This is a genomic window from Pelosinus sp. sgz500959, from assembly GCF_042610375.1.
Lineage (GTDB): Bacteria > Bacillota > Negativicutes > DSM-13327 > DSM-13327 > CTSoil-075.
Genome location: NZ_JBGJZL010000008.1, coordinates 35,230 through 55,786, shown reverse-complemented (window position 1 = coordinate 55,786; position 20,557 = coordinate 35,230). Strand labels below are relative to the sequence as shown.

Sequence of the window (20,557 nt, the reverse complement as noted above, 5' to 3'; positions counted from 1 at the left end):
GTAAAACGTGAGAATCATTGTAGGCATTACAGGTGCAAGTGGTGCTATTTACGGTTTTAGGTTAATACAAGTTCTTAAAGATGCCGGGTGTGAAATTCACGCTGTGGTCTCAGAACCTGGTTGGCAAGTTTTAGAGTATGAATGTGGTATTAAAAAAGAGGATATTATGGGAAAAGTAGATTTTTTACATGATATCAATAATATTGGGGCTTGTATAGCCAGTGGCTCATTTCGAACAGATGCAATGGTTGTAGTTCCTTGCTCTATGCGGACATTAGGTGGTATTGCTAATGGTATTGCCGATAATTTACTTGGTCGTGCCGCAGATGTCATGCTTAAGGAAGGGCGAAAGTTGATTATTGTACCGAGGGAAACCCCCTTTAGTGCCATACATTTAGGTAATATGCTTAAGCTAGCTCAATTAGGGGTTAGGATTGTTCCAGCTTGTCCTGGTTTTTATCACCGTCCTGAGAATTTGCAAGCTGTGATTGATATGATGGTTGGAAAAATTTGCGATACAATTGGTGTTGAACACAACTTATTTCCTCGTTGGCAAGGGGAGTAATTTTCTAGTATTTATAAAGCACTCTCCATTCTAGGATTGGGGAGTGAGGGTGTTATCTACAGGGGCATTTGTAAGAACCCGTTAAGGCTAGAAAATCAGCTTTAACGGGTTCTCTTTGCAGGAGATATTTTCTTCTATTAATCGATTCACATTTATACAAAATTCCTCTTCAGCCCAGGTTGTACGTCAAATATACGTCCTGATTACTTGCGAAAATCCTCTTTTCTGCAAATCCTACTAAGAGTGATTTGATGAAAAGAGCAAATTGATTAGCAGGAATTTTGTAATTTATAACAAATATAAATTCTATAAAAGATGATTTAAAACTATGAAAAATTAAGGGAGCAGTTTTTAGGAAGGGGAAATTCTACTTGGAATTATTAATTTAACAATTTTTTGAGTTTTATAGAATTTTATATTTCGTTATATGTGATCGACGCAGAAGCAAGTGTGAGAAAATAGATTGTTAGTATAATTTTGGGTGGTGGAAAATAATGCAAAGGTTATTACACTCATCGAAAGAGCTAGATGAAAGTTTTGCTGCTTTTATTCTAAAAACTATGCCATTAGCTGTAATGATTGTAAACAATGACGTGAGAGTACAAGGTATAAACGAAGCAGCTCAGGATTTTTTATGTATTTCCGGTGAAGAAGCTCACTTGCAAAAGTGTGGAGATGTTTTAAAGTGTATTCATGCTCGTGGTCCAGGGGGATGCGGAGGGGCGAGTTTCTGCTCGAGATGTGTATTACGGAAAAGTGTACTTGAAGCGTTGGAAGGTCGCACGGTATCTCGCAACAAAGGAAATTTTGATCTCGTCGTTGATGGTGTAGTGAAGAGATGGATCTTGTTGGTGACGGCATCACCCATAGTATACGGAAACATGCGGATGGTTATTGTGCTTGTAGAAGATGTTTCTCTCGTTACGCAAATTCAAGGGCTGATTCCTATATGTTCATTATGTCACTGTATCCGCGATGATCAGGGGGATTGGCATTCGCTCCAAAACTATTTAATGACCCATTCAGAAGCGGAATTAACCCATGACTTTTGCCCCATTTGTAGTGGAAAGTTGCAGGTTCAGCATACTCTGAGTAAGTAACAGACAGGTTGTATCAAAAAAATACATGGGGCGAATTATTTAACCCTTGCGACTCGCGGGTAATAAAGACTGATATATTGGCGCGGATTGAAAAATAGTGATTACCGTCTTGCTCTTGATTGAGTGGGACGGTTTTTATTTATCAAACAATTTTAGGATAATAGAATGATACTAGAATTTATTGGAAATAGTATAGTGAGATGTTTTAAAGGATAAATAATGTTAATCATGATTTGCTGACCACTGATAAGGTGGGGGATAGATGGGGGTAATAAAAGAATTATGTTTTCTCAAACATTCGGCTCAACAACCCTTGGACTTAATGGTGTGTTAATTACTGTAGAAGTTGATATATCGAATGGTTTACCAGCTTTAGATATTGTAGGTTTACCTGATACGGCCGTTCGCGAATCGAGAGAGAGGGTACGAGCGGCCATTAAAAATTCTGGTTTTGAATTTCCTTCACGGCGTATTACGATCAACTTGGCCCCTGCTGATTTAAAGAAAGATAGTTCAGGATTGGATTTACCCATTGCGATTGGTATTTTAGTAGCTAGTGAACAACTTATTTGGGCTCATTACCAAGATTATTTATTTGTCAGTGAGTTATCTTTGGATGGAAAATTACGAGGCATATCGGGTATATTACCCATGGCTATTCATTGTCGTGAACAAGGAATTAAACATATGGTTGTTGCCCAAGAAAATGTACAAGAAGCACTATTAGTAGAGGGGATCAATACGTATGCACCCCTTACTTTAGCGCAGTTAGTACTCCATCTTGGAAATAACAAGAGCTTATCTTGTGAAGAAAAACAATTAGGTGTCAAACAATCCTCTGGAAATATTGAAGATTTTGCGGATGTACAAGGGCAACTGGTCGCTAAACGAGCCTTGGAAATTGCTGCTGCGGGGGGACATAATTTACTCATGATCGGTTCTCCAGGATCTGGTAAAACGATGTTAGCACGGCGTATTACATCTATTTTACCGACTATGTCCTCACAAGAGGCCCTGGAAGTGACTAAAATCTATAGCATTGCTGATTTATTACATAATCATTCAGGTTTAGTGACAATCAGACCTTTTCGTAGTCCCCATCACACAATTTCAGGGGCGGGCATGGTAGGAGGTGGACGTATTCCAAGACCTGGAGAAGTTACCTTAAGTCATCATGGAGTGCTATTTTTAGATGAACTTGCTGAATTTCCTAGGATGGTATTGGAAGCTTTACGTCAACCTGTAGAGGATGGACAGGTGACGATCTCACGAGTCAATGCATCTTTTTCATACCCAGCTAAGTTCATGCTAATATCCGCTATGAATCCATGTCCGTGCATGGAACATCCTGTGAGAAAACAAACTTCACAGACAGTTTTACTTCGGGCTCATCTCTATCTTCAGAGTGTTTCGTATGAACGATTACTTCACGTACCAGTTGCTTAATTATATCACGCTTAGTTTCCCATGTAATTTCACCTGCAATCTTTTCTTTTAGATTATCTAATAGAGAGATAACGTCCTTTCTACGATTCATCTCATCAGTGGTCGTAGCAAGGGCGTTTTTTAATTCTTTTTGTTTGGTTTCAAGCGAAGTTTTCTCATTATTGATTTTTGACAACTGATCTTCTACATCCTTATCGGTGATCAATCTTTTACGGTACAGGTCGAGTATAGGCTGTATTTCTGAATCTTTTTGAGAAAGGGAAGAGGCTATCATCTTCAATTCCTGTTCAGTTGAAACATTACTTTCTTCTTCTGGTGATAGACCATCACCATCTAGCAATTTGCCAGGATTATTAATAAAGTCAACACAGTCATCCCAAACCTTTTCATCTAACCAGTTAGCAGGCATATTTTTAGATGGACATTTTCCCATATACTTTCCTCTGTATGTGGTTTTGCCATTACAGACATAGTAAGGCGTACGCTCTCCTTTAGCACCTTTAAAACCTGTACCAGAGTAGTTTAAATTGCATATTGAGCACTTAACGCGGGAGCGGAGTAAATACTTATGTTTAGCGCAGCGTGTAGCCTCTAATTGATTATCTTTTAAGACTAATTGGGCACTTTCCCAAACATCTATAGGAACAATTGCAGGTACTTCGCGTTCGATGATTTCACGTTCTTTTTTAGAGCGTTTACCATATCCGTGTATTCCTTTATAAGTAGTTTGCACGATCATGTTTCTAACACGTCCTGGTAGCCAATGACCGGATGTATTTTCTTTACGCTTGCCTCGTGCGACTTTACGACCTTCGATTGCATATTTAGGTGGTAGGCCGAGAGCATTAAGGTAATCGGCTATTTTAATCGTACTCATGTGTTGCTCGGTAGTGAGCCTATAAATCATTTGTACAACATCAGATTCGGACATTTCAAAGCCTGGAAGAGGAATCGTGCTAACAGCAAGAAATCCTTCTTCATCAACTCGATAGCCATATGGACAAATCCCACCAAGCCATTTGCCATTACGTGCAGCACGATTGGCTCCATGCCAAAGTCGCTCAAGAATATTGGAGCGTTCAAGATCGGCGACGCCAGCAAGAATCGTAAGCAAGAATCGGCCAGCTGGATCGCCCGTGTCGAAAGGCTCAGTCATGGATTTGATTTTTATTCCATACTGCTCTAATGTGTGAACACCATTGAGGATAGTTCGGGCGCTTCTGCCAAATCGATCAAGGCGATAGAAGAGGAGAGTGTCGAATTTCTTTTCTTGTGCGTCTTGGAGCATTAGAGAGGCTTCAGGGCGTAATTCGAAAGGGAGTGCACCTGAAATTCCATCATCTTTGTACCACTGAATTATGTTTAACTGGTGCAGGTCACAGTATTTTGTTGCGAATTCGATTTGGTTTTCTATGGTGCCGCGCTCTTGTTGGTCTTCGGATGATACTCGGCAGTAAATTGCTACGTTTAACATAAAAACATCTCCTTGTTAAAACATATGTTCTTTTTTGAGTAAAAAGAAACGCGGCTTAGCCGCATATGAAAACTTAGAGTATAATTAATTATTCATGATATTTATGACAAATATCTTTTTTTAGTAGAGGTATATGATCTTTTTCTGCTATTTGGGCAATCGTGATATTCACAGCATAGTCAGAATGTTTGGCACTCGATTTTAAAGAAAATCGAGCATTAGTTACTGCATTATTAATATCATTATAAATTTCTTCTTGATCTTCAGTCCTAGATAGAAGAAAAACAGTTTGTCCAAGTTGTTCATATTTTTGGCTATTTTGCACATATTTTTTAATTATATTCCTTATTTTATCAGCAGAATCACTATTTTTTTCCCCGATGTAAAATACATCATATGTTAAGATGTATGATCGTAAAAGTCCTTTAATTTTCTGGCTACTATCTTTAAAGTTATTAGTTTTATTTTCATCATCAGTATCAAAAAACATATATTACTCCTCCTAAATTTTACTTGCTTCATAGATATATTTAATTATAGCTCTAAAAAAAACGATAAAGTATTTAACATCCTAATTTCTATTATTAATCAAGAAATTCCTTTTATTTTTTACACATTATTGCAAAAAATGCTATTTAAATGCTATTTATTTGTAAAATAGCAGGAAAGTATCAGTTTTTTATAGAATGTAATTTGTAGAACAACTTTTTCCTAACTAATTATTATGGAATTTGGAGGCCAAACGATGCCTGATATAAATACACAATTTACTGCTACTAAAATATCTCCTTTAATCATGAAACTTGATGCAAGAAATCCGCGTTTTTTAGCTACTCAACCGACTCAGGAAAATGCTCGTATTTACCTTTTGCAATATTCTAAGGTTCGTGAATTGGCAAGACAGATAGTTACAGCTGGTGGGTTATATCCAGGAGAACGAGTTGTTGTTTTTAAAAATGAAGAAAATGAATATATTATACTAGAGGGTAATAGACGTGTCTGTGCATGTCAATTATTACTAGACCCATCTCTTATACCTCAATTCTATCAATTTGGCTTTGTTAGTATTAATGACATTACTCGAAACTCAATAAATGAAATCGATGTGGATGTTGTCCAGTCTCGCGAAGCTGCGGATCAGTTCCTTGCGGCACGGCACATTGGGGGCGTTGAACGGTGGGATCCACTTGCAAAAATGAAGTTTTTTGAAGAAAAATTTGCTGCAGGGCAAACAGTCGATGAAATAGCATCCTCAAATAACTTTCCTAAAGCAGAAATAAAAAAAGATATAACAGAATATTATCTTTTTCATGCTGGCTATTCATTACCATGTTGGACTCCTTCTCAAAAAGAAAACCAGCTAAACTTATTTAAAATTGAAACTACTCCATTTATTCGAATATTTACAACCAGAGGAGCAAAGGCTGCATTTAAGCTAAAATTCAATATCACTACTTTAAGACCAGAAAGTGATTTACCTAGTGGAAAATTTGAAAGAATTCTTCAACAAATTATGTACTGTGCATATATAGCGACAGATGCTGCAGAAAAGATTGATACTCGAACTCCAAGTTGGAGCAACGTACCAGGAGTGCAGGAAATTCTAGACGAGGTGGTTCCTGGTTCAGGAACATCAGGCTCAGGAACATCCGGCTCAGGAACATCAGGTTCAGGAACATCAGGCTCAGGAACATCAGGCTCAGGAGCATCAGGTTCAGGAGCATCAGGTTCAGGAGCATCTGGTGCAGGAACATCAGGCTCAGGAACATCTGGCTCAGGAGCATCAGGTTCAGGAACATCTGGCTCAGGAACATCAGGTTCAGGAGCATCAGGTTCAGGAACATCTGGATCAGGAGCATCTGGTGCAGGAACATCTGGCTCAGGAGCACCGTCACCATCATCCAATAGTTTTTTTGAAGCTTTAATTTGGAGTACAGTAGCTGATCAGCCAGAAAATCAAGGTCTAATATCAGTAGCTGAAGAAATCAAAGGCTTTTCGCAACGTCCAAATAGAGGATTAGCAGCATATCAGTCTTACCCAATAGCAGCAACAACTTTGCTTCGCTCAATAATTGAACAAGCTTTCAAATATCATCTTAAAAAAATGAATTCTAACGAATTCTTGAGGTTGAAAACACAAAATAATGGTACTGATCCAGCATTAGGTGTTTTAATAAAACATTATCGCCAAAATAATAATTATCAAATATTAATTCCAGATCGACAAATACAACGTGTTTTCATTACTCTATTTGGTACTGCGGCAAGCTATACTTCTGACACTGAAGAATTTCTTAATCTTACTATGCATCAACCTACTCATGTAAGACCTAATGCGACTATTTTAGAAGGACGTGCTTCATCCGGCTTATTTAGTTTGGTATACTATATTCTAAATAGTTAATCGAAAAGATGAGATATAGAGAATAGGTTCGTATAAGATCGTCCAGAGGTGTTATAAGAGGGAAAGTGTATATAAATCGTTGTATACGTCGCTGGCCAACAATTAAGTTTTGATAAATAATAATACTATACTATTTTTTATATGGCGGTGAATGTATATATGCCAACAAAACTATCTCTTGCTAGCCCATTACGTTATCCAGGAAGTAAAGCTTCTTTGTGTGAATATGTTTCTAATCTACTTCAAGATAACTATCTTGAAGGGTGCTCTATAATTGAACCTTATGCCGGTAGTGCTATTATTTCATTAGAATTATTAAATCAAGGAATAGTCAATCAGGCTACCATTATTGAGCGAGATCCTCTAATTTATTCCTTTTGGCAATCTGTTTTTACACAACCCAATGAATTAATCCAAATGATACATAATTTACCAATAAATCTTGATACATGGAATAGCTTCCAAATTTATAAGGATTATGATGCTGCAAAGAAATTTTCAGTAGGTGAGTTAGGTCTTGCAGGAATTTTCTTTAATAGAACTAATTTCTCCGGTATTTTAAAAGCTGGTCCGATTGGGGGAAGAAGCCAATTATCAAAGTATAAAATTGACTGTCGATTTAATAAAGAACGTCTGGTTGAGCAGATTGAAACTATTTCTAAACTGAAACCATATGTGACAGTAGTATTTGACGATGCTATTGATTATCTGAAAAAAAATAAGAAAAGTATATGTACTAATAATACTTTTTTGTATGTGGATCCACCATACTATGAAAAAGGTGCCTCGCTTTACCGATATTGGTATGAACATGAGGAACATAAGCAATTAGCAAAGACCTTACTAAAGTATGATATACCATGGCTAGTTAGTTATGATAACCATAAGGAGATTAAAAAGTTTTATAGCAAAGCTATCGGTATGCAAGGAGTATATTTTGATTATTCTGTTTCGAAAAGTAGAAAAGAACAGGAATTACTAATTTCTAATTTAGAAATACCACCATTTTTTCAAGAAATTTTTAAAGAAGATTTAGCATAAAGCATTCTATTTATTTATTGAAGCTCAATAGAAAAATAGGGCATAAATTAAGACACAGCATATCCATTAGTGGAACATTGCTGTGTCTTTTGCTCATAAGTATAAGGAGTATAGCTATTGTATTTTCCATTCTTTGGGACTGATTTCGTGAAATTCTGAAACTTTAATAAACATTATTTGTAAATCTTTGTAAAATTTTTCTAATTGATGCTTATGTTCTCCATTATTCACCCAATGCTTAAATAATAATTCAAAAAAACGCTTATGCTTGTTAAAGACTTTTTTATTTTCTTCTCTCTTTACACCTTTAGATGATTTTCCCCCGGATTTTAGTTCTTCAAGCTTTATTGCTATTCCATCAATATCTTGGCGAATGTTATCTCTATAATAAACTTTTCCAAAATTGTGATATAGAATTGTATCATCTGTCCAAAATGGATCATCCTTATCAAATAAAATTTTTGAATAGTTCATTATTAATTCTTCGGGGGAATCTGCTCCTGGCAATATTAATATGAATTTTTCAAGATCTCTTTTGGATCTTTGATCTCCATCTAAGATGCAGATAGATCTCATTGTACATCTTAGCAATTTGTCATCACTAAATATATCTAAAAGATTATTTGCACCAAGATTGGCCTTTACAAAGTGGAAATATTGTCTAACATTTGAAAAGACATCACCATAATTTTTTACAAAATAATCAAATATAATATTTAAAAATAACCGTGCTTCTTCATCTTCTGTAAAAATTGGAATTGCTTTGTCAACATAAATATCATATCTAGTAATCGATTTTAAAAACATCTTAATCTTATATATATCTGGATCTACCATTTGCGTAACGGAAGTAATATGATCAAGAAGATAAATAACATTATGCTTTTGATCAAGTGCGTTTTCTAAAAGGGATAAGCTATGGGTAGTAAATATAATTTGTATTTTATAGTTATGAGAATAATCTTTAAATAAATTCAAAAGTTTAAATTGAAATGCAGGATGCAAAGTAGCATCAAACTCATCTATTAGTAAAATACTTTCTACGGTTTTAGTAGATTCAATGCAATTGTAATAATATTTAAGTGATACTAAAGCAGTAATCAGAATAAATAAATTATCTTCTCCAGCAGAAATAGTATTAGAATCGATTCCATCTTTATCACTAGAAAAGTCTGCTCTAATTTTTATATCTCCCATTTTTTGAGGAGCTGTATACGATGATATTGTTATTCCCGTAAATTCTTTGTATATTTTCGTTACTTCTTCTTGATAAACGAGGGGCAAAGTCTTTTTAATTCCTTCAATTGCATCATCATTCTGAAATTCTCCGAAAGGAAGTAAACGTGATAATCCTAAATAAACTACTGGACAGTATGGCAAAGAGTCCTTTGAACCTCTTTGGTAAAATGGTTTAATTGCATATCTATTACTACTTATAGAATTGTGTCGTCTAAAAGACAAAGGATTTCTGTTAAAATAATCTATTGTAAATAAAGAGCCTTTTTGCCCCCTTGCAGGATCATTATATTGTTTATCGCCACGAGTCAAACTTTCAACTTTAGGATTCGTAATAGTATTAATTTTTTTTATAATTTCTATGCAGGTACTATCTTGTATCCAAGTACAATTTTTATTAACTGCTTGAAATGAATTACTTATAATATGTAAAAGTGAGGTTTTACAGGTTCCATTAGTACCAGAGATAGCATTAATTCCGCTAGTAAAATCGAACTCTAAATCTTTAATCTTACGATATTGTTTAATTGATAACTTACAAACCATAATAAATCTCCTTCTTAAGACATTTAATTATTTAAATTCTGCTCTAAGCCATAACATATTAATTTACACACTGAATCAGGGAAATCCTTCTAAAATATGCTAATTAAATTGATTTTTTTACATAATGTTCTAAAAAATGCTATTTTGTTTATAAAACAGCAGGTAAAAATAATATTTTACAGAACATAAATACAGAGGAATATGCAAAATCTAGATTGGGTGTGAATGAATGTTTAAACCTGGGTTCGTAGCAAATGACCGATATTTAATAGAAGAATTAATAGCCCCTGGAGGAATGGGACAAGTATGGAAATCTGTTGATAATAGACTTAATCGTAGTGTTGCTTTAAAAACGATTTTGCCTCAATATATAAAAGCTAATGCAGATGCACTAGCTATTTTTAAAGATGAAGCCAAAGCTGGAGCAGCTTTATTAGGGCATCCCAATATTGTAGGAGTATTAGACGTTGACCAAGATATAGATATTGAGTATATTGTCATGGAATATATTGATGGAATAACAGTACATCAATGGATAATGGATAGAAATTTTTTAGATCCCGTAACTTATTTTAACACTAGCTTATTTATTGGTCTTGAGATATGTAAAGGACTGGACTATGCACATAAAAAAGGAATACTCCATCGAGATATTAAACCGCTAAATTCTTTTATTTCTAATTATGGAGTTATTAAAGTAGGTGATTTTGGTCTGGCGAGAATTATAAATGCATCAACAAGAGCTCATACTGTTAAAGAAACTATGACTTATAATTATGCTGCACCAGAACAATGGGAAAATAAGCCGCATACAATAAAAACTGATATTTATCAATTAGGATGTACTTTATATGAATTATTCACTGGTAGAAGTGTGTTTAATTTACCTCTTCCTGCGATTGCATTTGCTCATATAAATACAGAACCACAACCGCCTAAGGAAGTAAACCCTTTAATACCAAAAAAGATATCAGATATGATATTGAAAGCATTAAAAAAAGATCAAGATGAACGTGCTGAATTGTGGGAAATACGAGATACATTATCAGAAGAGATTCAATTTCCTTACAATATTGAGCTCAATAATTTTAATGAACTGTCAGCTATAACAATTGAAAAAATCGGTGATCTTCTTGATATTGAATTGTCTCCTAACACAAAACCACCTCATGTTTGGACTGTACCAGATTATACAGAAGCATTATCGGAAAGTATCCAGATGATATTGACAGGTATTACTGATTTTCGCGTATATTGTCCTCGAGAAGAGGACTAAGTAAAATCAAATATATTCTATAAAATAAACAAAGACACAGCCTATCCATTAATGGATTAGTGTTGTGTCTTTTACTATATTATCTAATCTACGGCCTACAAACCTTACAAGCCACATACCCAGCCCCAGCAGCCTCTTCACGACTATCAAAATAAACCTTATGACTATTAGACATCATGCCTACATATCGGCAACCTGCATAATGAAACTTACCTGTATGAGAATTGCCCACATAAGCACCCTCCGATTGTGGAATAGCTGGTCTAAGAGTATCACCGGCACAGTCGTCAAGATGTATAATGTGATTTGCGATCATTGGTTGATGGGATAGGGCTGGGGTAGGGAAGATTGTTGTTATGCTGATTGCAAAGCAGAGGAACAGTAATAATTGCAGATAAATTCTTTTGGATGGTTTCATAGCTAGATCGCCCTTATTTTTTCCCAATATGTATCAATGTGCTAAATTTAGCATGCCAATGCTGAGGACCTTGAATAACCTTTTTGTATTCTGAAGTTCCTTTCTTTACTTTTCCGTTAAAGAAAGGAAAAATTATCACGGGCTCTCGTAGGTTTTCAACAACTAATTTAAGATCAATGTTGTTAACTATTTCATTCGTAGTTTTTTTACCAGTTAGGGCACCAATAACAGCTCCAGCAGGGCTTAATAATCCACCTACAACAAAACCACCAGCTTGGCTCATTCGATTAGTAGTCATAATGGCGGCTTTATCTTCTAATATTTCAACGGATACAATTTCGTTAGGTGAATAAAAAGTTGAGGATAATGCTCCAGGATCTTCCTTGTTAACAAAATAAATAAGTGCTGTTTTTTGACTAATGTTATCTACTGCAATAGCCGCGATGTCACCATGTTTAATGTCGCCATAAAGAATTTGATAGTTTGAGAAGTGACCAGACTCTCTTAATGTCATTTTTATGTTGTGTAGTAACATTTTCTTAAAGGCAGAAGCTTTAACTTGTATTTTATAACGATAATAAAGAAATGCGATAAGCACAACAATTAGAAGTATGTTTTTTAAGTCATCCATGATTTAACCTCTTTTCTTTGCTGAATTTGTACTGCAAGTTTTTTAATTTCTTCTTTAAAATTCATAAAAAATGCTTCTTTCAATATATCTTATATATCACATTGATATTGTTTGATAAAAAGAACTTATGTTCGTTAGAATACTACAAAATAATCACAGCGCTTTCATTCTACAATGAAATGATGCTGTGATTTTTATTTCTTTTGCTCCAAACAAGCGCAACCTAAATTTAGCGAACTCTTCAACAACGTTGAAGTGTTCAGCTATCTCCCATGGCTCGTATAGACCGCTGCCGATAACGTCTATTAGATCATCCTCTGGCATCAAATGATTTACTGCCCAGCGCATGGCTTTAAATTCTATCTTACTAATATGTAAGCGGTCACTGTGGTTATAAAATTGACGAGGCATAAAACAACCGACTGTTGTGAAATGGTGCCCTAGCTCTTCTGCTAAGACGGAGCGCAATAAAGGAGAATCGCTCATTAAAGAACTGTCTAATCCTATGATAGGTGGCGTATCTTCTCCTGCGTAATAAATACCACGTACTGGAGGAACAAAATCAAATACTTCAACTTTTATTCCTTCATCTTTTGCGAGTTGTAACATAGCGTCTGGCATTATATCACCTTCTATATGTTAAGTACTTTTCTTTCCGTGTTTGATTTTCATTAATTCGATGAATTCTAAGACGCGTTCTTCAGCTTCGGGAGGAAGGCCATCCATAATGTTATCAGTGCGATGAGCTGCGATGGTTTCAATAGGTTGTCTAATATCCGTTTTACCAACGAGCCAATCAGTAGAAACATTCCATGCTGTTGCAATTTTCCGTAACATATTAGGGTTTGGTGATCCTTGTCCTGAAAGCCAGCCTGTAAATTGACTTCTGGAAGCTCCACATATCCCGGCAAATTCTTCTTGGGTCATCTTAGGATTTCGATCTTTCTCATTTTCGAATAGTTCCGCAATACGTTCCTTAAAAACATTATCTTTATTGATCAAAAATAACGCCTCCTTTATGTTTATATAATAAACTATTTTGTTTAAAAAATGAAAAAATGTCTAGAAAATAGTTGACTGTTTAGAAAATAAACAGTATAATGTGTTTATAAAATAGACAAGGAAGTGGTGAGAATGGCGAAAAGAATTGGGCTAATTATGGTTCGTGAAAGATTAGGCTATTCTAAAAAGGCGGTTGCAGCAGGTGCAAATATTGATAGACAAAGATATGGAAGAATAGAAAGTGGAGATGCAGACAGTGTAGATATCAGCGAAGCGTATAGTATTGCAAGATTTTTAGGATTCGACCATCCATATGAAATTTTTTTATCTGAAAATGTTCAGAAAATAAACAATAACATTTGCCAAAAGCCCCAAGCTAGCTAAGGTGGTGAAAAATTGAACGACTATGTGTTTATTGCAACAAAATACCTTCGTGGCATTGTTATTTTTGACAATGCAAATGATTTAAATCGCTTTTTTGATGAAGTAGAAGACAGTAAGAAAATATATGAGCCAAAAGATGGCGATATGTTGCAAATGTACATCGCTGGAATTGCTTTACCTAGTAACCAGGAGGATACACCGGAGGATGCTTATGCTTCCATTCGAAAAGTACGTGAGTGGGTAGAAAGTTTTCGGCAGGCTCAAGATCAATAAACTCCCAACCATGTAAAGTAAAAAAAGTTATTACAGTTTCTACTTCATCGAGATGTCCGGTCTTCAAGTTGTGTTTATAGGTTTTGGCTTTCACTAATATCACCTCTTTTCGAAGTGATAATTCAACAATAAGTGAATTTGACCTGTATAAAATTGTCAAAGAACTAATTAATCTTTTTAATAAAATTGCGACTCGTAGCGATACGCACAGCGTTCTGGAGCGTATCAAGAGAGAACGAGTGATGGAGGTATTTATGGAAGTTAATCAAATCGCGCAAGGCGTTGGTATTGCAGTCGCGGTTTTAATATTGCTAGCGATTGTGGTGCTGGATAAGTAATAAGGGGGTGGAAATGTGGCAGTAAGTAGCAATTTAATTGCAATACGTGATGGTATGGAAATTTATAAGGTTGGTCGTATGTTAGTTGCCTATGAACGTGTATATATACCAGAAAAAGATGATGATGAAAGACGCAAAAAAGCCGCACAAATTGTACTGAAGATCAATCCAGCCATAGAAGCTGAGAAAGTAAGACAGGAGCGTGAAAGGCAAGAACATGAGAGAATTGCAAAATATTCGGTTCAACCTATCGCTACCGATAATGGAACCACGAAAAAGAAAGCTACTTAAAGCGTTTTTGATGTATGGCTGCTGCCTAGTGATTTTATGGTTGCTAACTTATTAAAAAAATAGCCCATCCAATGGACAGGCTGAGTGGGGGTGAGAACGCAAAGGAAGATCCTCTTGATGTCATTATCTCATGAGAGGGGGTGAAAATGAATGCAGAAGATGCCTTTGACAATATACCAAGCCGCTAGGTTTCATACTGATTTAAAGCAAGAACCAGTAGCCGAAATGATGCATATCAGTGTTGAATCGCTTAGAGCATATGAACGTGGAGCTACTATACCACCATCGGATGTCGTAATAAATATGATTGAAATATACTGCACCCCATGGCTGGCTTATCAACATTTAAAAACATCAAATCCAGTTGGCCAGAAATACTTACCCAATATAGAATTTCGGGACCTTCCCACTAGTGTATTAATGTTACAAAAAGAAATGGCTGATATTCACGCTGTTAGTGGCGACATGATTGAAGTTACATGTGATGGTCGCATTGATGATCATGAGCACACACAGTGGAATAGGGTATTAACTGAAATTAATCATTTAATTGGTGCGGCTTTATCTTTATTGTTTGCACCGACTCAAAAAGAAAAATCGCCTGTGTTGGCGCACAGACGATTTACGAGTTAAATAAAAATTTTCAAAATTATTGTACCATGTGCAACGTATGACGGTCAAGAAAGGGTGTTGGACGTGATTAAAAATAACCCTAGATACTTTGATAAATTCCCTTTGAAATTTAAGTACTTTATGATTCTGTGTTTTAAATTAGGCCAGAAAGTGGGGCAAAAGAATGATACCTGATTGGTCGGAACGATCGTCTGAGGGTGCAGCTTATCCGAATCGGCACTTTTGGTCGGCAGTTAGATCTGAGCAACAATATTGCGAAATATGCGAAAAACCGCTCACTGATGATGAGGTTGAGTGTAATGATCAATTTTGTGACGAATGTCTTGGTAAAGAAAATTTGGAGGATGATGAATAATGGCAATACCTGAAAGTAAGTTGGCTACTCTTGGTGAGGTCGCCAAAGAATTAGAGTTAGTGAAAAAGCAATCAATTGCTGCCTTAGGTGATGGGCAAGTATTCGTAAGACGTACTGTAGATGGCTTTATTAAATCGGTTAAAGGTGCTGTGGTCCTCAGTGAAGCCAACGGTGAAATTGCAGTCATTCAAGGCAAGGCAATGACTACTGGTAAAGGATTCTATCGAGCAAATCAAATTTGCGGACTTAGTATTGTGACACCTGAAAAACTTACGTTGCCGACTGGACAAGTTGTAGTAAATCCCTTCCCGGTAATTGATGAGGAAAGCGGTACTTTGCGTAAGGTTTGGGTAAAAAAGTTAGCAATAGGGTATAGTCCTATGGGTAATCTAGTGATTACTAGCGCTACGCTACTATATGACATTAATGCTTACTTCCTCCAGGATCTTATGAAAAAGGTTCAATACAATCAGGGATCCGGACGGATATGCATGGAGCAAATGCTGACGGAAGATGAAAAGCGTACCGGTATCTTTTATAAAATTGACGGTTCTCTTGGAGTTTGGGCTAATGTCAGCCATAAAGAAATACTGAAAGCCATTGATACATTCATTAATAAAAAGCAATTTGCTGAACGGAATGCCCAAACTATTGCCGAACGCCTGGCACTTGGTAAACATCCTGCTTTGTCTCATCTTGCCTATGTAAATGCTCAAGGACCAGAAAAAAAGACTATAGCCCGTGAAATGGTTATCGGTTACATCAAAGATGATGATCCTAAAACCTTGATGGATATCGCTGCTAGGGCAGAACGTGGCGAGGAAATTGTCATTAATGGACAACGGGTAGATGTTGTCAACGTTACTGGTGAAGCTTCTGTGGAAGATATGACCATTGATGTAGATGACGAAGAGAAAATAGTGACGGCTCAAGTGGAAGAATCGCCTAAGAATCAAAATACTTTCTTCGGAGGTGACTCTTACTAATGCTTAAATCGATTGATTTTAAAAATATGAAGGGTCAAAGTGCTACTCAGGAACTGACGGGTATGGATATCTTCATTGGCCGTAATGGGGTGGGTAAAACCACTCGCATCCAGGCCTTGGGCTATGGGATGTTAGGTTATATGCCAGGACAGAAAAAGACGGCAGCCGATATTTTTAAAATGGCTACTGGTGACAGCATGAGTGTTGGGTTAAGGACCGAAACAATCCAGGTTGTACGATCTTTAAATAAAACCAATAAGCGTGATACAAAAACAGGTGAGGCAATCACATCAACAAAGGAAAGTATTGCTCTTTCACCAGGAAAGGGAGAGCGTACTGACTCTGATAAAAAAAATCGTATTCAGTCTGAACTTGGTAATTTTCCAGTGATGATGGATTTTGCTGAATTTCTCAGCCTATCTGATACTAAGCGTAGAGATTTTATCTATAGCCTTAGCCCGATTAAGTCAGATACTTGGGATCGCGAAAGGATTGAACAGTACCTTTGTGACAACCTTCTCACTTTGAGTTTAAAGACTAATAATTATGATCAATTTTTGATCATGCAAGAATTGATCGGTAAGGTCATTGCCGAATATCCTGGAGGTTTTGGAGTGCAAGAGGGACTTCGCGCCATGCTTGACTGGGTAGCCCTTGAAAAATCTATTTGGGATAAGAAACAAAAGGATGCTCAGGGAGCTGTTCGTCAAATCTCTGAAATGAAGAATGAACTTGATGAAACGGACCGTAATATTGCTGGCAGTAAAAAAGAACTGGATGAGCTCCAGGAGCAGTTGATCAAATTCGAAAAGAATATTACTGCTGATGAGGCAAAGAAAAAAGCTCTCACTAAACGCAATGATCGGCTCAGTGAACTTCGTAAACTGATTGCTGAATTACAGAAAGTGGTAGTTAATAACAGTACTACTGATCTCGATCAGCAGATTGCAGAGCATAATAGTCAACTTGCGGTAGTCCCTAATACTGAAACTGAGACTAAAACTATAAATAGCCGCAGGGAAGAGATTAAAAAGCAAAAACAGCAGATTGAAAATAATCGTCAAGGTATCCGGGATAAGATTGGAATGATTCAAGGTACTGTCACAGCTCTAGAGCAAGCCTTGGTAAAAACGACTGAACTTGGTGGAAAGTGCATTATTGGCACGATGATTAAGTGCGAGAAGGATTTCACTGGCTTTGATGGTTTTGTGTCTAAGAAAAAAGATGAAGCAGCAACTGCAGTTGCTGAATTACAGATCTCGCTAGAAGAAGTGGAAAAGCAAATTAAGGCACTGGAAACAGAAGATGCAGAGTTGGTTGCCCAAATAAACAAATTAATGAAGCAAGTCCAAGATGCCAATACCCGTAATACAAGTATTAATAAATCCATTACAGAACTTACTCAGAAAAAGAATGAACGTCTTATCGCAACTACTGACCGCAATAATAAGCTGAAATTATACCAAGAAGAGTTAAATCGATTAATGATAGAACCAGTGGAGGCCGTGACGGGAACTGAATTACTCAGTATGCAGGCTTCTGGATTACGGCACCAAATTGAAGGCTTGAAAAAATCAATTGAGGGCAAAGAGCAGGCCAAGCAGACATTGCTATTAGTGCAGCAGTCGATGCTAGAGAATCGAAAGGCTGAGTACCATGCTAACTGCTTAAAGCTGATCAGTGAGTCATTAGGAGCCAAGGGTGTACAAGGTGAACTCGTTAAGGAGATCCTTGAACCGATACGTCAAGATATTCGTGGTAATCTTGCTCCCATGGGATTTGATCATGAACCTTTCTTCCAGACTGAATCTGATACTGGTAAGGAAATTTTCCAGTTTGGTTGGATTAATGAGAAGGGCCATCATGTAAACTTTGATGCATTGAGTACCGGACAGCAGACTATATTCCTAGCAGCCATGATGGTGACGATTATCGATCGAGCGCAACCTAAACTTCGAATCTTAGTCATGGATGATTTAAATCACTTAGATAGGCAGAATTTTGGGATGTTGCTTGATGGACTAACTAAGGTTAAACATAAGCTGGACAATATTATTCTAGCTGGCGCCATTGCATTTGAGTTTGAAGCACCAGAATGGACCGTGTCGGATTTGGGTGATGGTAGTTATACGGTGGTTACCGAGGCGGGGGTGAAGCAAAGTGCTTAAAGGCTTAAATCCTCAACAATTACAGGCGGTAACATCTACCTCCCCAGTTATCCTATGTTTAGCAGGAGCAGGCAGTGGTAAAACCACTGTCCTGACTCGCAGAATTTCCCATCTATTCAACGAACATCGTATAGGAACGACCAATATGTTAGCACTCACCTTTACTAGGCTCGCTGGCAAGGAAATGAAAGAACGTGTCATTAAACTGATCGGCGAAGAACATGGTAAGCAATTATTTTGCGGTACCTTTCACGCCTTTTGTGTAAGTGTTCTGAAACGGTGGGGCCATAAAATTGGCCTTGACCAAAACTTCACCATTTATGACCAAGAAGACCGGGAGGAAATACTTAAACGAATCATTACGGAGTTTGGGAGTGTAACCACAGTAAAAAGGATTCTTGAAGTTGCTGAATTTGATATATGGCCACTTCCTAAATATGTGGAAGAAGCCAGAGTGCATAAGGAATACTTATACCGGCTCAAGCAAAATAATGCTATCGATCTAGATAGGCTCATCATTGAAGTATATCGGTTATGGAATAACCATTCTGAGGCACTAATTGAATACCAGCAAAATTACACACACGTATTCGTAGATGAGTTTCAAGATACTTCAGATGACCAAATGAGAATGCTGCAGCTGTTAAAGCCTAAAAATTTCTTTGTGGTCGGTGACGACTTTCAGGCTATCTATGGTTGGAGACGTGCCAAGGTTGAGTACATACTTAACTTCCCTGATCAGTATCCTGATTGCGAAGTCATTAAACTAGAAGACAATTATCGATCTACGGAGCAGGTAGTGAGTGCGGCTAATAAATTGATCAAGCACAATACCAGCCAAACTGAAAAAATCCTGATAGCTCATAAGTCGGGTGCGGATGTTTTAACTTTTTGCTACGAGAACGCAACCCAAGAAGCAATTACCATTGCAAAACAAATTGAGTATATGCACCAAGAATTTAATGTGTCTTATAAAGATATTGCAGTATTGGCTAGGACTAATGATCGGGTAGACAGCCTTTGTTGGCATTTAGAGCAAAAGCAGATACCAGCTCATAGGGTAGCTGGTAGGGATGATCCATATAAGGCTCCGACAGTAAGGCCGATCATTGACTGGATGTACTTTCTCTATAACCTCAGTGATGATATTGCTGCTAAAAAGATTATTCGCGGTAAAGTAACAGCTTTAAAGGTGACAGAACTCGAGTTTAGGGCTAGAGGCAATGATATGTCATTATATGAAGCAATAGTCTCTGATTATGAACTTAGAGAGATAACAAATATCGTTAATAAATTACTCTGCATTATTGTTGAAGATCGACTATACAGCCCCTTAGAACATTTTACAGCGATTCGAGAAACATTAGAATTGCAAACTCTAAATGATATGACACAAGCTGAGAATGCAATTTTTGTATGGGAAAAATCGAAGAGTGATCTAGGCGAAAACTACACTGTTCAAGCATTTTTGAAATACCTCAGGTACCGTGATGTCCAGGAAAAGCTCATCGAGGAACGGGATGCGGTCAAGGTCATGACGATCCATGCAAGTAAAGGTCTAGAATTTGATACCGTATTTATTGCTGGCATGAACCAGGGCGTGTTTCCAAGTAAACGTGGTGACCTCGAGGAAGAACGTAGGCTCTTTTATGTGGCTCTTACCAGGGCGAAGAATCGATTATATATTACTCATCCAATGATTATGAATGGGTGGAATGGATCGCCGATAGAGGCACTGCCAAGTCAGTTCCTTGGTGAAATATCATGACGACAGAAGAAGTATTAGGATTCCTGAAAGAAAAAGGTATTCAGTTCACTGTATGGCGTTTAAACAATCTAGTGAAACGTGGAATCCTAAAAGAACCCGTTAAAATATATTCATCTTCAAAATATAGTCCAAAGCTTTGGCCAATAGAGACCGTAAATAAGGTAAAGGTTGCTGTCATGTTAGACATGGCAAGAGCAAAGAGGCACAAGGTAACTAGTTAGT

The 20,557-nt window shown here is 36.8% G+C and carries 21 protein-coding genes and 1 pseudogene; 15 read left to right on the top strand and 7 right to left on the bottom strand.

Features of this window, described 5'->3' with window-relative positions:
* Positions 1-7: 7 nt before the first annotated feature.
* From ACAN52_RS13550 to ACAN52_RS13540, 3 genes are all read left to right on the top strand, one after another.
* Complete coding sequence (locus ACAN52_RS13550; RefSeq protein ID WP_378955435.1) at positions 8-565, top strand: UbiX family flavin prenyltransferase; 558 nt, start codon at positions 8-10, stop codon at positions 563-565.
* Positions 566-1,059: 494 nt separating this feature from the next.
* Positions 1,060-1,665, top strand: a complete 606-nt coding sequence (locus ACAN52_RS13545; protein ID WP_378955434.1) for a histidine kinase — start codon at positions 1,060-1,062, stop codon at positions 1,663-1,665.
* Positions 1,666-1,947: 282 nt separating this feature from the next.
* Complete coding sequence (locus tag ACAN52_RS13540) at positions 1,948-3,111, top strand: YifB family Mg chelatase-like AAA ATPase (protein WP_378955433.1); 1,164 nt, start codon at positions 1,948-1,950, stop codon at positions 3,109-3,111.
* Between the two features lie 379 nt (positions 3,112-3,490).
* Here the strand turns inward: ACAN52_RS13540 and ACAN52_RS13535 are convergent.
* Together ACAN52_RS13535 and ACAN52_RS13530 are read right to left on the bottom strand one after the other, a co-directional pair.
* Positions 3,491-4,585, bottom strand: a pseudogene (locus ACAN52_RS13535) (recombinase family protein); the annotation flags it as partial.
* A gap of 88 nt (positions 4,586-4,673) precedes the next feature.
* Positions 4,674-5,075 carry a hypothetical protein gene (locus ACAN52_RS13530; RefSeq protein WP_378955431.1) on the bottom strand — a complete coding sequence of 134 codons (402 nt, stop codon included), beginning with the start codon at positions 5,073-5,075 and terminating at the stop codon, positions 4,674-4,676.
* Positions 5,076-6,157: 1,082 nt separating this feature from the next.
* On the opposite strand from ACAN52_RS13530, the gene ACAN52_RS13525 reads away from it, so the two are divergent.
* Entirely contained in the window at positions 6,158-6,493 is a 336-nt protein-coding gene (locus ACAN52_RS13525; RefSeq protein WP_378955639.1) for a pentapeptide repeat-containing protein, read from the top strand.
* Between the two features lie 655 nt (positions 6,494-7,148).
* Positions 7,149-8,030, top strand: a complete 882-nt coding sequence (locus tag ACAN52_RS13520; protein WP_378955430.1) for a DNA adenine methylase — start codon at positions 7,149-7,151, stop codon at positions 8,028-8,030.
* 114 nt (positions 8,031-8,144) lie between these two features.
* Here the strand turns inward: ACAN52_RS13520 and ACAN52_RS13515 are convergent, their stop codons facing one another.
* Complete coding sequence (locus ACAN52_RS13515; RefSeq protein WP_378955429.1) at positions 8,145-9,812, bottom strand: AAA family ATPase; 1,668 nt, start codon at positions 9,810-9,812, stop codon at positions 8,145-8,147.
* A gap of 229 nt (positions 9,813-10,041) precedes the next feature.
* On the opposite strand from ACAN52_RS13515, the gene ACAN52_RS13510 reads away from it, so the two are divergent.
* Entirely contained in the window at positions 10,042-11,088 is a 1,047-nt protein-coding gene (locus tag ACAN52_RS13510; RefSeq protein ID WP_378955428.1) for a serine/threonine protein kinase, read from the top strand.
* 88 nt (positions 11,089-11,176) lie between these two features.
* Here ACAN52_RS13510 and ACAN52_RS13505 read toward each other — a convergent pair whose 3' ends face one another.
* The 4 genes from ACAN52_RS13505 to ACAN52_RS13490 all read right to left on the bottom strand — a co-directional run bounded on the left by ACAN52_RS13505 (position 11,177) and on the right by ACAN52_RS13490 (position 13,139).
* Entirely contained in the window at positions 11,177-11,506 is a 330-nt protein-coding gene (locus ACAN52_RS13505) for an Ada metal-binding domain-containing protein (protein WP_378955427.1), read from the bottom strand.
* Positions 11,507-11,519: 13 nt separating this feature from the next.
* Complete coding sequence (locus tag ACAN52_RS13500) at positions 11,520-12,137, bottom strand: hypothetical protein (protein ID WP_378955426.1); 618 nt, start codon at positions 12,135-12,137, stop codon at positions 11,520-11,522.
* A gap of 153 nt (positions 12,138-12,290) precedes the next feature.
* On the bottom strand, positions 12,291-12,758 hold the full coding sequence (locus ACAN52_RS13495; RefSeq protein WP_378955425.1) for an ImmA/IrrE family metallo-endopeptidase: 468 nt from the start codon (positions 12,756-12,758) through the stop codon (positions 12,291-12,293).
* 18 nt (positions 12,759-12,776) lie between these two features.
* Positions 12,777-13,139: a helix-turn-helix domain-containing protein gene (locus ACAN52_RS13490; RefSeq protein ID WP_378955424.1), complete on the bottom strand. Its 363-nt coding sequence runs from the start codon at positions 13,137-13,139 to the stop codon at positions 12,777-12,779.
* Positions 13,140-13,271: 132 nt separating this feature from the next.
* Here ACAN52_RS13490 and ACAN52_RS13485 point away from each other — a divergent pair, with 132 nt between their 5' ends.
* From ACAN52_RS13485 to ACAN52_RS13445, 9 genes are all read left to right on the top strand, one after another.
* The gene (locus ACAN52_RS13485; RefSeq protein ID WP_378955423.1) at positions 13,272-13,523 is read left to right on the top strand and encodes a helix-turn-helix transcriptional regulator; all 252 of its coding nucleotides are present in this window, start codon (positions 13,272-13,274) and stop codon (positions 13,521-13,523) included.
* Positions 13,524-13,535: 12 nt separating this feature from the next.
* The gene (locus ACAN52_RS13480) at positions 13,536-13,796 is read left to right on the top strand and encodes a hypothetical protein (RefSeq protein ID WP_378955422.1); all 261 of its coding nucleotides are present in this window, start codon (positions 13,536-13,538) and stop codon (positions 13,794-13,796) included.
* A gap of 353 nt (positions 13,797-14,149) precedes the next feature.
* On the top strand, positions 14,150-14,425 hold the full coding sequence (locus tag ACAN52_RS13475; protein WP_378955421.1) for a hypothetical protein: 276 nt from the start codon (positions 14,150-14,152) through the stop codon (positions 14,423-14,425).
* Between the two features lie 150 nt (positions 14,426-14,575).
* Positions 14,576-15,058: a helix-turn-helix domain-containing protein gene (locus ACAN52_RS13470; RefSeq protein ID WP_378955420.1), complete on the top strand. Its 483-nt coding sequence runs from the start codon at positions 14,576-14,578 to the stop codon at positions 15,056-15,058.
* A 163-nt stretch (positions 15,059-15,221) separates the two neighbouring features.
* Positions 15,222-15,413, top strand: coding sequence for a hypothetical protein (locus ACAN52_RS13465; RefSeq protein WP_378955419.1), 192 nt, complete (start codon positions 15,222-15,224; stop codon positions 15,411-15,413).
* Positions 15,413-16,399, top strand: a complete 987-nt coding sequence (locus ACAN52_RS13460) for a hypothetical protein (protein ID WP_378955417.1) — start codon at positions 15,413-15,415, stop codon at positions 16,397-16,399. Before ACAN52_RS13465 ends, ACAN52_RS13460 begins: the two co-directional genes overlap by 1 nt.
* Complete coding sequence (locus ACAN52_RS13455) at positions 16,399-18,567, top strand: hypothetical protein (protein ID WP_378955416.1); 2,169 nt, start codon at positions 16,399-16,401, stop codon at positions 18,565-18,567. Before ACAN52_RS13460 ends, ACAN52_RS13455 begins: the two co-directional genes overlap by 1 nt.
* Positions 18,560-20,335, top strand: a complete 1,776-nt coding sequence (locus ACAN52_RS13450; protein ID WP_378955415.1) for an ATP-dependent helicase — start codon at positions 18,560-18,562, stop codon at positions 20,333-20,335. Before ACAN52_RS13455 ends, ACAN52_RS13450 begins: the two co-directional genes overlap by 8 nt.
* Positions 20,332-20,556, top strand: a complete 225-nt coding sequence (locus ACAN52_RS13445) for a hypothetical protein (RefSeq protein WP_378955414.1) — start codon at positions 20,332-20,334, stop codon at positions 20,554-20,556. Before ACAN52_RS13450 ends, ACAN52_RS13445 begins: the two co-directional genes overlap by 4 nt.
* Position 20,557 lies beyond the last annotated feature (1 nt).

What these genes read in the sequence shown, in the direction of transcription:
- ACAN52_RS13445 (WP_378955414.1), top strand. Translation starts at nt 20,332, where the DNA reads ATGACGACAGAAGAAGTATTAGGATTCCTGAAAGAAAAAGGTATTCAG.
- ACAN52_RS13515 (WP_378955429.1), bottom strand. Translation starts at nt 9,812, where the DNA reads ATGGTTTGTAAGTTATCAATTAAACAATATCGTAAGATTAAAGATTTA.
- ACAN52_RS13505 (WP_378955427.1), bottom strand. Translation starts at nt 11,506, where the DNA reads ATGAAACCATCCAAAAGAATTTATCTGCAATTATTACTGTTCCTCTGC.
- ACAN52_RS13465 (WP_378955419.1), top strand. Translation starts at nt 15,222, where the DNA reads ATGATACCTGATTGGTCGGAACGATCGTCTGAGGGTGCAGCTTATCCG.
- ACAN52_RS13530 (WP_378955431.1), bottom strand. Translation starts at nt 5,075, where the DNA reads ATGTTTTTTGATACTGATGATGAAAATAAAACTAATAACTTTAAAGAT.
- ACAN52_RS13495 (WP_378955425.1), bottom strand. Translation starts at nt 12,758, where the DNA reads ATGCCAGACGCTATGTTACAACTCGCAAAAGATGAAGGAATAAAAGTT.
- ACAN52_RS13540 (WP_378955433.1), top strand. Translation starts at nt 1,948, where the DNA reads ATGTTTTCTCAAACATTCGGCTCAACAACCCTTGGACTTAATGGTGTG.
- ACAN52_RS13470 (WP_378955420.1), top strand. Translation starts at nt 14,576, where the DNA reads ATGCAGAAGATGCCTTTGACAATATACCAAGCCGCTAGGTTTCATACT.
- ACAN52_RS13500 (WP_378955426.1), bottom strand. Translation starts at nt 12,137, where the DNA reads ATGGATGACTTAAAAAACATACTTCTAATTGTTGTGCTTATCGCATTT.
- ACAN52_RS13520 (WP_378955430.1), top strand. Translation starts at nt 7,149, where the DNA reads ATGCCAACAAAACTATCTCTTGCTAGCCCATTACGTTATCCAGGAAGT.
- ACAN52_RS13460 (WP_378955417.1), top strand. Translation starts at nt 15,413, where the DNA reads ATGGCAATACCTGAAAGTAAGTTGGCTACTCTTGGTGAGGTCGCCAAA.
- ACAN52_RS13510 (WP_378955428.1), top strand. Translation starts at nt 10,042, where the DNA reads ATGTTTAAACCTGGGTTCGTAGCAAATGACCGATATTTAATAGAAGAA.
- ACAN52_RS13485 (WP_378955423.1), top strand. Translation starts at nt 13,272, where the DNA reads ATGGCGAAAAGAATTGGGCTAATTATGGTTCGTGAAAGATTAGGCTAT.
- ACAN52_RS13545 (WP_378955434.1), top strand. Translation starts at nt 1,060, where the DNA reads ATGCAAAGGTTATTACACTCATCGAAAGAGCTAGATGAAAGTTTTGCT.
- ACAN52_RS13455 (WP_378955416.1), top strand. Translation starts at nt 16,399, where the DNA reads ATGCTTAAATCGATTGATTTTAAAAATATGAAGGGTCAAAGTGCTACT.